9 protein-coding genes are annotated in these 13,590 nt (G+C 47.5%); 2 read left to right on the top strand and 7 right to left on the bottom strand.

The window, feature by feature from the left end; genetic code table 11:
* Positions 1–6: 6 nt before the first annotated feature.
* From ACE5KN_RS00925 to ACE5KN_RS00905, 5 genes are all read right to left on the bottom strand, one after another.
* Positions 7–843: a carbohydrate ABC transporter permease gene (locus ACE5KN_RS00925; RefSeq protein WP_375525077.1), complete on the bottom strand. Its 837-nt coding sequence runs from the start codon at positions 841–843 to the stop codon at positions 7–9.
* 1 nt (position 844) lies between these two features.
* Complete coding sequence (locus ACE5KN_RS00920) at positions 845–1,777, bottom strand: carbohydrate ABC transporter permease (RefSeq protein ID WP_375525076.1); 933 nt, start codon at positions 1,775–1,777, stop codon at positions 845–847.
* Positions 1,778–1,849: 72 nt separating this feature from the next.
* Positions 1,850–3,166 (bottom strand): ABC transporter substrate-binding protein, encoded by a 1,317-nt coding sequence (locus ACE5KN_RS00915; RefSeq protein ID WP_375525075.1) that lies wholly within the window; start codon positions 3,164–3,166, stop codon positions 1,850–1,852.
* A gap of 180 nt (positions 3,167–3,346) precedes the next feature.
* Complete coding sequence (locus ACE5KN_RS00910) at positions 3,347–5,095, bottom strand: cache domain-containing sensor histidine kinase (RefSeq protein ID WP_375533016.1); 1,749 nt, start codon at positions 5,093–5,095, stop codon at positions 3,347–3,349.
* Between the two features lie 23 nt (positions 5,096–5,118).
* A complete protein-coding gene (locus ACE5KN_RS00905) occupies positions 5,119–6,729 on the bottom strand; it encodes a response regulator (RefSeq protein ID WP_375525073.1) in 1,611 nt (536 codons plus the stop codon).
* 267 nt (positions 6,730–6,996) lie between these two features.
* Between ACE5KN_RS00905 and ACE5KN_RS00900 the strand changes: the two genes are divergently transcribed.
* Together ACE5KN_RS00900 and budA are read left to right on the top strand one after the other, a co-directional pair.
* The gene (locus tag ACE5KN_RS00900; protein ID WP_375533015.1) at positions 6,997–10,473 is read left to right on the top strand and encodes a discoidin domain-containing protein; all 3,477 of its coding nucleotides are present in this window, start codon (positions 6,997–6,999) and stop codon (positions 10,471–10,473) included.
* A gap of 278 nt (positions 10,474–10,751) precedes the next feature.
* Positions 10,752–11,555 carry an acetolactate decarboxylase gene (gene budA, locus ACE5KN_RS00895; protein ID WP_375525071.1) on the top strand — a complete coding sequence of 268 codons (804 nt, stop codon included), beginning with the start codon at positions 10,752–10,754 and terminating at the stop codon, positions 11,553–11,555.
* Between the two features lie 141 nt (positions 11,556–11,696).
* On the opposite strand, the gene ACE5KN_RS00890 is transcribed toward budA, so the two are convergent.
* Both ACE5KN_RS00890 and ACE5KN_RS00885 read right to left on the bottom strand, forming a co-directional pair.
* A complete protein-coding gene (locus ACE5KN_RS00890) occupies positions 11,697–12,902 on the bottom strand; it encodes an MFS transporter (RefSeq protein WP_375525070.1) in 1,206 nt (401 codons plus the stop codon).
* A gap of 63 nt (positions 12,903–12,965) precedes the next feature.
* Entirely contained in the window at positions 12,966–13,565 is a 600-nt protein-coding gene (locus ACE5KN_RS00885; RefSeq protein WP_375525069.1) for a TetR/AcrR family transcriptional regulator, read from the bottom strand.
* Positions 13,566–13,590 lie beyond the last annotated feature (25 nt).

The raw sequence follows: 13,590 nt of genomic DNA, 5'->3' as shown, positions 1-13,590 counted from the left end.
CCCACTTTATCCTTTCGTCGCCCCTGACGAGATTCCCTTAACAAAGTATTTTTGCATAAAAACAAAAGCAATAAGCACAGGAACAACGGACAAGGCCGTTCCCGCAAAAATCATATCCCATCTCGATGAAAATTCCCCGATGTACCGGTAAATTTCTACGACCATCGTTTTGGGCTCCCCAGACGGAAGCGCGAGCATCGGCAGCAGAAAATCATTCCAGATGCCCAACCCGTTCAACACGACCATACTGGCCGTAACCGGTCCGAGCAGCGGAAACACAATTCTCCAGAAAATCGTGTACCGGCTACAGCCGTCAATCTCGGCCGCCTCTTCAATTTCCTTGGGAATGCCTTTGACAAAGCTTGTGTAGAGCAAGCATCCGAAGCCAACTGCGCCTGCAATATACACAACAACCGGCCCTGCCAGACTGCCGTAAAGCCCAAGCATTTTAAGCTCTTTGAACAATGGGATCATGTAAGCCTGGAAAGGAATCATCATGCCGGCAAGGAAGTAAAGAAAAACGAAATGAGTCCATTTGGCATTTCTTCTTTCGATCGCATAACCTGCCATCGGAATAATGAGAATTTGCATGACGATCGAAACGATCGTCAAGATCAGACTGTTGATGATTGCACGCGGGAACTCGGTCTCAGTCAACAAATATTTGAAATTTTCCAGATACAGTGAGGTCGGAAACGACAGAGCATCGCGCATAATCTCACCATTGCTTTTAAATGCAGACATCAGGTTAAACAGAATCGGGAAAAAGAACACAACCGCCACCAGCAAAGTCACCGTGAACAGAATCGCTTCACCTGTTTTTTTGCGTGTCTGCATGCTCATATCAATACTGCACCTCCCTCTTGCGGAGAATTTTCACTTGAATAATGGTGATGATCAGGATGATAACAAACAATACCATCGCAAGTGCTGTACCGAAGCCCTGCCTCAATTCGCCAAAACCAACCTTATAAATAATATAAGTTAGCGTTTCTGTCGCGAAGCCCGGTCCTCCGTCCGTCATGACAGCAATTTGATCGAATATTTTCAACGCGCTGATCATGGAGAGCACCATACATACGGTCAAGGAGCCTGCAAGCAGCGGAAAGGTAACATAACGGAACTGCTGCCAGCCATTCGCCCCATCGATGCTTGCCGCTTCGGACAGCTCCGCCGGGATTCCCTGCAGTCCAGCCAGATAGATGATCATGTAGTAGCCTGCGCCTTTCCAGACCGTGGACAGGATGACGGACAGCATGGCGTATTTGGGATCCCCCAACCAATCCACCGCCCAGCTTCCGAGTCCGATGGTATTCAGGATTTGATTGACAACGCCAAAATTATAATTCAGGATCATCGCCCACACGAAACCCATCACAATCCCGCTCAGCAAAGTGGGAAAGTAAAATATGCTGCGAAATAGATTCTTGAGCCACTTCACCTTGTCAACCATCAGAGCCATGGCAATAGCCGCTATGTTTTCCAATATGACTAGACTTACGGTCATGATCAGTGTGTTCTTCAGCGCATTATGAACCCGGGGACTGTTCCATATCTCAACAAAGTTGGCGAAGCCAATAAACCTTATATCTTCGCTTATTCCATCCCAGGATGTAAAGCTGAGATACACGCTGCCAAGAGTAGGGACAATCACAAACAAGGTATACAGGATTAATGACGGAAGTATAAATACGACTGCAAAAGGATGCTGCTTTTTCTTTTTTCGACGAACTGCTGCTGCAATGTGCTTCCCTGCAGATGATGCGGGCGTTCCCATTCAATCCACTCCTTCCTTAAAAAGAGGAACCGCCTTGGACTCTGGGCGCGGGTTCCTCCAAAGGTTTTATTTTTACATCGAATTTGCCTTCACCTGATTGTCATATTCCGCATCCACCTGCTGCATATAAGTCTTGACATCCCCGTCGCTCACGACCATCTCCTGCAGCTTTTTATAGAACCAGTTGCGGAACTGAGGCGGGATCAGATTCTCTCCCCACCAGTTATTAATAGCCAAGGATTTCGTAACATTCGGGTCGTTCATCAAAGCGAGAGCCGCTTGCATGGCTTCCCCGGTTTTATACGTAACTTTCTCTTTCGTTGACGGAATTCCGTTGATGCTCGCCAGATACTGCGAGTATTGCTCCGGCTCGAAGAAGAAACGAATGAATTTTTTGATCGCTTCCGTTTTCTCCGGATCCTTGGCCGCTTCGGCGGATAAAGACCATCCGGCAGGTGATGGAAGCCCTATAATATTCACTTTGCCCGCACGGTCAGGCACTGCATAAAAGCCGTATTCAAAGCTTGGATCGGCCTCTTCGATTTGTGAGAACATCCAGGTTCCGGAATAGAGTTGAGCGGCTTTGCCTGAGATCAGGAAAGAAACCGTTTGATTGTCAGGTGTGCTGAGCCAGCCTTTGTCCACATAATTTTGGAACAGCTCTTTATAATCCGTCATCGCCTGTACGACATTGGCGTCTGTAAAGCTGACCTCTTTGGCCGTCTTCTTGGAATTCCAGTCCGGGTCCTTCGTGTACACCTCATCTATCAGGAATTTGTTTACCCAAAATCCCATATGGAAAATATCTTTCCCGCCAACTACAATCGGTGTTATACCGGAAGCCTTTAATTTTTCCTGGATGGCGATAAACTCGCCATACGTTTTGGGCAGCTCGGTGATGCCAGCATCCGCATAGGCTTTTTTGCTGTAAATGATGCCTTGCGGCGCATTCATTGACAAGGGCGCATTCCACACTTTGCCTTCCACGGCCGGAGGTGAATCAAACAAATCCAGCAGGTCTGAAGGCAGCTCAACGATTTTATCCGCATCAGCAAACACTTCCGTATCCCGCATCTCTACAAGATCGGGAAACTCGCCGACCGCATCCTTCGTTTTCAGCCAGTCCAGATAGGAGCTGCTGGAATTTTCACTGAGATCCTTGATTTCAACATCCGGATTGGCTTCCATGAATCTCTTAACGGTATCGGCTATCGCTTTTTTCGCAGCCGGATCACCGGCAGCGTATCCAATGGTAAAGCTTACTTTGTCCCCTCCACGTTCAGCCCCGGTTTTCCCAGTACCTGCTCCGCTGTTTCCACCGCAAGCCCCCAAAATCATAGCTGTTGCAAGCATGAGTACGGTTAACCTGAATTTCGCTTTTTTCAGCACATTGTGGCCCCCCTTTAATCTCATAAAAGCTGTTGAAACTGCTCTGCCAAACAGGTAAGCGTTTTCGTTAACTAGAATAACATTGGCGCTTTTTTGCTTGTATGAACTTTTTTAAGCCGCATATGCGGGGAATTTAAGAAGAAAAAAGAACGGATACATCATCCGCTCTTGGTAAAGACCTCAATCCGGTATAGGAAAGCAGAGCAGCACAGAGGTTCCAATATTCTTCTGGCTGCTCACGGACAGACCGTAGTTTTCTCCGTACATGGACCGGATTCTTTCATGCACATTTTTTAAACCTATAGACTTGCTTGGGGCGCTGGGCTCGTACAAGGAATCATTGATGCGTATCAGCGTCTCTCTGTCCATTCCCACGCCGTCATCGTAAATCGTGATGGCCAGGTCTTTTTCCCGCTTTTCTGCGGTTATCCCAACCGTCCCCTTTTTCTTCTGGCGCAGTCCGTGCTGAATCGCATTTTCCACGATCGGCTGCAGACATAATTTCAGGATTGGCCAGTCCATTTCCACATCAGGAGCGACATCGCAGCAGAGCATATATTTGTTGTCATACCGGACCGAAATGATATAAAAATAATCATGCAAATGCTCAAGCTCCCGGCGCAGACTTACCCGTTCTTCTCCGTAATCAATGACATATTTCAATTGATTGGATAAGGAATGAATCATATCTGCAACCTCATCCGCCTCTTTATCCACCGCATTCATCCGGATTACTTCAAGAGTGTTGTACAAATAGTGAGGTCTGATCTGGCTCTTTAGCGCATTCAGCTCGGTTTGCTTTTGCTTGATCTGGGCCACATAAGCTTCATCAATATGCACCCGCAGACGCTCGACCATCCGGTTAAAGCCTTGGGTCAGCCTGCCTATTTCATCGTTGCTGTTGACCGCAAGCATGCTGTCCAGCCTTCCGGACTCCACCACTGCCATTTGCTGAATCAGCTTGCGGATCGGCGCAGCGAGCCGGCGCGAGAACCATGCTCCCATGACAATCAAAGCCACTGAACAAATGAGAATCGCAATATATACGGTGGCCCGGGCGGACAAAAGCTGCTCGAACAGCCCTGCGCGATGAATCATCGCGATTAGCTGACCGTTGACAAAAGGAATGTCTTCACTCAGCACCAGCATCTCGTTATCCTTGCTGCCCGATAAAAATTCATCCTTCGTCCTGTTCCCCTGGTTGCTGAAATAAATATGGTCCTGGCCATCGATCAAAACCAGCTCGTCCCGGTCTCCGAGGTAGAGCTCGTTCAGAAATTGATTGAACATGACCGTATCAATGTCGAGAAACAGAGTGCCGACCACCTTGGGTTCCCGGGTAAGCCGTCCTGAAGTATCAATCAGATTGCGTGCAAGCGTAAAAACCTCCCGCTTGGACCCGGTAAAATATGAATCTTGATGCGTCGGAAAAATGGCCGCCTGCGAAGGATGGCTGCTCATTTCGTCTCTCCATTCCCGGATCGGGAGCAGTTCGCTTCTAATCCCTCTATTCTCTCGTTCCTGGTAATAGATACGCCCGTCTGCGGCCCGGACAAAATAGGCGCCGGTAATATAATTGTCACTAAAAACGATGGTCTTCAGGAACGAATCGATGGGAGTCGCATTGATCTGCTCCAGTTCATTCACATTAAACGTCTGATTTTGCTTTATATCTTCGGATAATCCTTCGTAACGTACGTTATACATGAGCTTTGAAATATCGTTGTACTGCTGAAATGCTGAATTCAGATTATAGCTCATATACATAACCATTTGCTGCAGGTTGCTCGTCGTATATCGTTCTACATAACCCGAGAATATTTGTACGGAAAAATAGCTTAGAGTAAAAAGCGGGATAAGACCCACCAAAATAAAAGAAGCGGCAAATTTTACGAATATGCTTTTCGTCAACAATCTCCAGAAGCGCATGAAGGGAGCACCTTCTTCGTTGATTATGATTGATGCCGGCGGATGGATTGCCGGTACTCCTGCGGTACCTTGCCAAATCTTTTCTTGAACATATCGCTGAAGTGCCTTACATGGTTATAGCCTACACGGTCGGCAATTTCATAGACCATAAGATCCGACTCAAGCAGCAGCTTAAGCGCATGCCTCATCCGCACCTCGGTGACATAGTTTTTAAAATTTTGCCCGGTATGCTTCTTAAAGAAGCTGCTGAAATAGTAGGGATTCATATAGACAAGGGCAGCCATGGATTCCAGTGTGATATTACTGGCATAATGGTCTTCAATATACGCTTTGGTTCTCGATAACAACGCGCGTTCTTTGCCTGACAGCTTGCTCACAGGATGCTGCAGCATTTCCGATACAATCTTTTCAAACGTGTGGGCAACATCCGCATAGGAAGGACATGCAGCCAGCTTTTCCAGCAGGGCGCCTTGGTCAGTACGAATGGACTCCATCCCACCCCATATCTTCTCAAACTCCCGATTGATGGTCAGGATTGAATTGTAAACCCCCGTTACCGCCAGATTCCGGTTATCTCCGGCTTGAATCCGGATTTGCTCAAGCAGCTGCCTTGTCAGTGGCTGCAGCAGTTCCTTCTGCCGGGCGGTTAACGCTTTTACCAAATCTGCCTGGAGCTCTGCAATGGATGTATTCCCCGGGTTGTTCCTTGTGCGCTGATCCTCATACAAAATGACCTGATTTAACCCCTCGAAATATTTTCTGTTAAGCGCTTTCAGTGCAGAACGATAAGATTCAGCCGCTTCTTCAATGTCTGGCATGCTTTGTCCTATGCCGCATGAAACACTCAGCTTTAAATAATCGTTGATCTTACGGTGAAGATCATTCGCCAGTTGAAGCGGATATTCTTTTTCTTCATGCTGAATAAGAATGGCAAAGCCTGCTTCTTTCTGAACCAGCAACCCGTTGCCTGTGCTCCGTTCCTGCTCCAATGCCTCCCTAATGATATTGGACAGTGCAAAATTGACCAGATTTCGTTCCCGTTCCTCCCACTGCGAGCTATTGATATTTTCATCGATTTCCAGCACACATACAGTGGTAAAGCGGCTTATTGCAAGGACTCCCATTTGCGAAAGCTCAGTGAGTGTCTTCCTGTCTCCGTCCAGCAACCCGTTTAGCAGCTGTTCTATTGTGGCGGAACGGTTCTTTTTTTCGTAATAACTCAGCATTTCTTTATTTCGCTCGCCGTCGGATTCTTCCCGGATGATAGATGCTGCTTTTCCTGCCACTTTTTCGAGCTGATTTTTATTTATAGGTTTTACCAGGTAATCCAGCGCTCCCAGCTGTAAAGCTTGACGGGCATAGCCGAATTCCTGAAAGGCGCTGATAAAAATCACCTTGGCATCGTACCCTTGTTCATTCAACTCTGCAATAATATCAATCCCGTTGCCATCCGGCATGCTGATATCGCTGATGATTAGCTGCGGTTCATGTACACGGATCAGATCGCGGAGCTCCCGGCCATCATTGGCTTCACCTACGATGGCAAATCCAAGCTCTTCCCAGGATATCAGTTTTTTCAGTCCGCGCAATATGACGGGTTCATCGTCTGCAAGCAATAATTTAATGTTTTCCATAGCATGCTCCTTCCTGCTTACCCGCAATATAAACATTGCCTTTATTTGATTACGATTATAACGACAAATGCTGTATGACAAAACTGGAACCTGTGTCGATCCTCTGTGTCCTGACGCTAAATCCAAAAAAGAATGCATATTTCGCTTAAAAAACCGGCATACCTGCCCTTCGCGATTCTGCTATTGTGTTTCTTGACTATACAGAAAAAGGAGGAGATTTTTCTGAAGCGAACGTACAGACTGTACCAATCATGCCTGAGGTGGCGGATGACAGCCGTATTTATTGCATTCATTTTTGCAGCTGTGTGTATCCCCTGGTTGCCAGCGTCTGCCTCGGTATCTGCAGAGGAGCCACCGAGCGCAACCGATACGGTAGAGATTACGGAAACAAGCAGCAACGGATTTCTTCATCCGGGCATCGGGGTGACCAAGTACATTCTTGAAAACATGCGGGCACAGATCATGGCGAAGCAGGAACCGTGGTATTCGTATTATAAGGCCATGCTTGTTTCCTCAACAGCCTCCAAAACGGTTACTTCCAGCAATCAGGATCCCTTGCAGCCAACGAAACCGGCAAGTGATGCGTTTGACAGTCAGGGTTTTAACTCGCGTTTTATATCCGATGGATTGAAAGCGTATACACAAGCACTGCTGTATTATATTACCGGCGATGAAACCTATCGGGCTAACGCCATGCACATCATTCGCATTTGGTCCCAGATGGATCCTGCCAAATACGTTTATTTTACTGACGCTCACATCCATACAGGCATTCCGCTGAACCGGATGGTAACAGCGGCGGAAATATTACGGTATACGAGCTCCCGAACGGAGGCCTTGAAGTGGACGGACGAGGATACGGCCAATTTCACCAACCATCTCATTATTCCGGTGACGGAAACGTTTCTTCACGATAATAATCACTTCATGAACCAACACACTTACCCCCTGCTGGGAGCCATGGCGGGTTATATTTTCACAGACAACAGAGATCGATACGAAGAAGCCGTAGAATGGTTTACCGTGAACAAAACGGCGAAAGATCAAGGCATTAACGGTTCCATTAAACAGCTGTTCCGCCTGGTTGATTCCAACGCTGTCACGGGAGAAAAGCTGGAGACACCAGTCGTTCAGCATGTGGAAATGGGCAGAGATCAAGCTCACGGCGCCGGAGACATTACGAATGCAGCAATTATTTCGCGGATGCTTCTGGCCCAGGGCACTAGGGTAGACCCGGTGGCAGGCACGGCCTCAAGCGCTCCGGATGCGGTGGATATTTTTGAATTTCTTGATCACCGTGTTCTTACAGCAGCCAATTACTTTTGGCAATACATGCTGGGATATGATACCCCATGGACCCCGGTAGTTTACACCATGGATGAGAACGGCAGCCCCCTGGGCATTTACCGGGTCATATCCGATTTTTACAGAGGCCGGATGAACACCGCCCAGTTTTGGGATATTTACTACTATTATACTTATAGTAAAGGAGTCGATCTCTCAGAGAAGGCACCCTACTTCTATGAAGCGTTCACGAAACGTATTCCGTCCAATTATTATTATCAGGGGAGACTCTCACAAGCCTGGGAAAGCCCGGACGGTGGCGGGGATTTCTGGCTGTACATTCCGCAGGAAGCCGCAGCGGAGGGAGCCAAATATCTGCCCAAGGAAATGACAAGTGATGCTTTGGCAGATATCGAAGACCGGTACACGGCGCTTGACAGCCATTCGGCAACCAGGCAGGAAGGGACCATTACTTATGTGGAAGTCACGGCAACAGATGAGGGAAGCACCATTGTGCCTTTGAATCTTTCCTTCGGCCAGCGAACCTCCCCCAAGCTCATCGGTTTGAAAATCAGGACCAACGGGACTGCCACCCTTGAGCTTAGTAAAGAAAGGAACTCCATCCCCTTTCATACGATTACGCTTCCGGATACAAAGGGACAATGGAGATACGTTACCTTTGATATGTCCATCAACACGGTTCCCTACGCACAGATCGATGAAAACTACAGCCTTATGTATATGAAGGTAAAGGGTAACGGCACCAGGGTGGACCTGGATCATTTCCATGTCCAGGCGGGCAGCGGGTTATCCGCTCCTGTATTTAAATCCGGTCCGTCGGCACTGAATCTGTTCGCTTTTGCAGGAGGAACGATCCATGCGGATTTTGCGGCTGCGGATTCGAACGCCTCGGACATCGTCACCTATGAAATGGCGGATGGTCCTGCGGGAGCTGTATTGGACAGCAGCAGCGGCGCTTTCACCTGGACCCCCACGCATACCGGAACAAGCTCCTTTATCGTTGTAGCCAGCGATGAAACGTCGGTATCCACGAAGCATGTAAAGATTGAGGTAGAGGCTGATCGCGCTGCTGCCGTTGCCGCAGCCACCACCGGATATGATCCGGATGAGAGCTATGTGTCGGCTTCCCTTGCGACATACACCAATGCTTACGCTGACGCTATCAAATATATTGAGACGGATACGGATGCAGTGTTTTACGCCAAATTGCAAACCCTTCATACGGCAGTAGCAGGCTTGGAGCCTCTAAACAAAGCTTTGCCCGATGGAAGCCTTGACTTTGGCAAGATGGTACCTGCCTCTTCCTTCGGTAATTACCTCCCCAGCATTACGGACGATAATGACAACAGCTATGTCGCTTATGGCTTGGCACCGGATCAATACCATACCCTTGATTTCGGCAGCAGATTTAAAATTACGGCGCAAGCTTTCGAGATCCAGGGTAGAAGGAGCTTCCCCGAGCGCATCGCCGGTCTTGCCGTGTTCGGCTCGAATGATGGAGACAACTGGACACGGTTGACGGATCAAATGACCGTTCGCAGCGAAGAGAAACAACGGCTCGCCCTGAAGGATGATTATAAAGACACCCCGTTCCGTTTCTTCAAGCTGGCCATCATTGAGCCGCAAAGCACGATGTTCGAAATCAGCGAATTGCGGATCTATGGTCAGCGGCACGAAATAATCAGCAAAATGAGCTCTGTGTCGATCAGCTCGGACCAAAGTCTGAAAAACCGGATTGCAGCGGGCGATACGGTGAAGCTGGATTTTGAAGCGGTCGAACCGATTCGGGATGTGAAGGTCTTGATGCAAGGACAGGAAGCTGCTGCTGTTACTGAGGATAATATCCACTGGACGGCACAATGGACCGTCAGCCCCGATGCCGGGGATAGGAAGGTTCGCTTCTCGATCAATTACAAGCTAATAGCGAACGGAACTGAGGGAGATGAAGTGATTCTGACGACGGACAGCACCAATCTGTTTATTGCGGATGAATCCCGGTTGATACCCAATGTGACGGAGATAACCTATTTAATTGATCCTACAACAGCCGGAAATCGAACTCCTGCTGAAACAATGAAACAGGTGGGTTATCTGTTTGACGGGAATCCAAGCACCAATTCCGATTTCCGGCTTGGCAGCAACGGAGCGGGAGGTTACATTACCTTTGATTTCAAAACGGATAAGAGGCTTCTAGTTTCGAAGGTCGAAATGTTGGCCAGACAGGATCAATATTACGGCCGGATCAAAGGCGCCGTGGTTCAAGGCTCCAACAACAACGAGAACTGGTCGAACCTCACGCCAGGGGCTGCCGCCCTTCAAGAATGGCAAACCTTTACGGTAAACGACACAGCACCATACCGGTATATCCGCATTTACAATTCAGGCTCATGGTTCGGGAATATAGCCGAGTTAAGGCTTCATGGTTCTTTACAGGATTAACCATAGTCCATATCAATCACCCCTCTGCTTATTTGGTAGAGGGGTATTACTTCTTCCTCTTTTTTACACCATTGCTCTAAACAAACAAGAAAAAATTTCCGATAAAGGCAGTGTACCCCTTATTCTAACCCCTCTACCAATCATCTATAACGCCCAATTCCACTTCTTATGATTCGGAGAGCACATGAACGGAAGTGCAAAAACAGCATGATAGTTTAATGACAGAATCCCCCCGGGAATCTTTCATTTTGCTATAAATACTAACTTGGAGGTAGCTTATGAAAAAGAAGCTTACTGCATTCTCTGTTTTTCTCCTCACAGCACTGTTGTTTACTTCTGTTGCCTTCGCGGCATCAGGCAGAAACGGGCGCTATCAGGACAAGTTGTTCCAGTACTCCACGATCAATGCGATTATGCAGGGCCAGTATGATGGCGAAATGACCTTGCAGGAACTCAATACGCATGGAAATATGGGGCTGGGAACACTGAATGGTCTCGACGGCGAATTGATTCAATTGGACAACAAATTCTATCAAGTTAGCAGCAATGGTCAAGTGAAAGAGTTGGATGGGAAAATGAAAACTCCTTTTGCAGTCACTACTAAATTCGATGCGAAGAAGAAGGTGACTCTTTCCAACGTAAAGGACTTTCAGGATTTCTCCGAGAAGCTCAAAGCGAATTTCGATAACAAGAATCACTTCTATGCCATCAAAATACATGGCAAAATCGACTATATTAAAAATAGATCCGTACCAAAGCAGACTCGTCCTTATCCTCCTTTTACGGAGGTTACCCCGCATCAAACCGTCTTCGAGGATCATGATGTGGAAGGCACCATTATCGGCTTCTACACTCCGAATTATGCTTCAACGATTCAAGTTCCGGGTTTTCATATGCATTTTCTTTCGGATGATAGGACGAAGGGCGGCCATATCCTCGACGTGAAATTTGACAGCGCGGCAGTTGAAATCCAGCAGCTGTCCGAGTTCGATCTGGTGCTTCCTGACACAGAAGATTTTGCAAATGCAGATCTCACGAAAACGACAATTAAAGATATCGAAGAAGCTGAAAACGATAAGTAAGACATAGGATAACGGGATCTCTCCCAAAAGCAACAAAAATCGAAAACCGGACCAGGGCAAGGGGTTCATCCTTGTCCGGTCCGGCTGCTTTTTTTCGTCCACTTTGATTTCTACAGGATTGTGCTTCCGACTTGATCTATCCTATAAAGCTGTATTGGCCCCCTGCATAGCACGTCTTTTAAGCGTTAAAAAGAAACAGATAAGCAGGATCATACAAGCAAATGTGTATGGGTAATTGATATTCAGATCAAACAGAAACCCGGCTACAATGGGCCCGATAATATTACCGAGACTCGTAAAGGCTGAGTTAAGACCTGCAACATAACCCTGCTGATCCTTCGCAACCATGGACATTTGCGTACTGATCGCCGGACGTAAAATGTCAATCGCCAGGAAAATAACGAACGTCACGGCAAAAATCAGCCAGAATTTATGCACGAATAACGTCAGAAGAATAAACAGACTGGCAAAGAAAAGGCAAACCGATATGACACGTTTATCGCCAAAGCGTTTCAATATCCAGCTGAAAGCTGTGGCCTGAACCACAGCACCGGCTATGGAGCCAAACGTAATAATAAAGGCGATATCTTTAGGCTCGAACCCAAATTTTTGATCAACAAACAATCCGAAGACAGTCTCAAAATTAGCGAGCCCAAAGGACATGACAAAAACGATGATCAAGCTTAAAAAATATGGCTCCCGATAAGCGTATCGCAATTGAGTAAGAAGACCGCCACTCTGATGCTTCTCTAAAGCTGGAGCCTCTGATGCTGATTCCTCTACCGCCCTGGATTCCGGGAGGATAAAGTAATTGATACAAGCTGCGATGATAGCCGCCGCTGCCGCAGCATAAAAAGGCACCCGGATTCCAAACTCGGCAATATATCCCCCGATACCGGGACCGATAATAAAGCCGGTTGTAATGGCGGCGTTAATATAACCCATTCCAGCGGCCCGTTCCTCTTTTGTGGTGACATCTGCCGCATAAGCCATGACAGCTGGCATGATCATAGCGGCACTGATTCCTCCGAGCATCCGCGCCAAAAACATCACCCATGTAGAGCTTGTAATCCCGAATAATCCTTCGGAAAGGGCAAAAATAAGCATGCCGATGACGATCATCTTTTTCCTTCCATAAGTATCGGCCAGCCGCCCTGCCAGCGGTGAAAAAAGCAGCTGTGTTAACGAAAAGGCTGCTACGAGCAGACCGACAATGCCGCCCGTAATCCCCAAATTCTCCATGAACTTGGGCATAATCGGGATAATAAGCCCGATCCCCGTGAAGACAAGCAAAAGATTGAGCATCAGGATCAGCAGTGCTCCCCGATTTTTTAACAATAATGTCATGTTGTTTCCCCCATAGTCACGTCAACACTGAATTTTCATTCTAGATAGCAGTGAAAAAAAAGGTTAGCTCCCCGGCTTCGCAATGCCATGTAAAAAAACATCCATCGCTAACCGGTAAGTCGCCAACGCTTCCTGTTGTTCCATTCCCCGGGCATATTGATTTAAGCCTATCATCAGACTATCCAGGATAATTGCAAGTCCGGTTACATTCGCAGCTTTGAATTCACCGTCATCAATCCCTTTTTGCAGCAGCTGGCGATTGAAAGCAATATAACCTTTGACCATTTCGTTCATGCGCTCATCGATGTCCGGGGTTTTCTCCGAATTGTTGAAAAATTCATCAACAGCCTTGGTCAGCGGATGGTTCAGCTGATCGTCAGCCAAATGCTCGGCCATACCATACAATTTATCGGTCGCTGTCGGGTACAGAGATTCCTTGGTCGCCCAGGTTTCTTCCCATTCCCTGTTCCAATCTTCAATTAATTGAAGAAACAGCCCTTCCTTGCTCTTGAAGTGATAATAAATGTTGCCAGGGCTGCACCCTGTCGCTTTCACAATATCTTCGATGGACGTAGCCTTGTAGCCTTTTTGGACAAATAGTGCCTTGGCTGCATCAGCGATCCTTTTTTTCGTCTGTTCGGTTTGCTGCTTCTTTTTATTCACACTTGCCCCACCCCTTTTGGTGCTG

The organism is Paenibacillus terreus, assembly GCF_042138595.1.
In the GTDB taxonomy this organism is placed as follows: Bacteria; Bacillota; Bacilli; order Paenibacillales; family Paenibacillaceae; genus Paenibacillus; species Paenibacillus terreus.
Note: the sequence above shows the minus strand (reverse complement) of the source record. Positions and strands in the feature narration are given on the sequence as shown.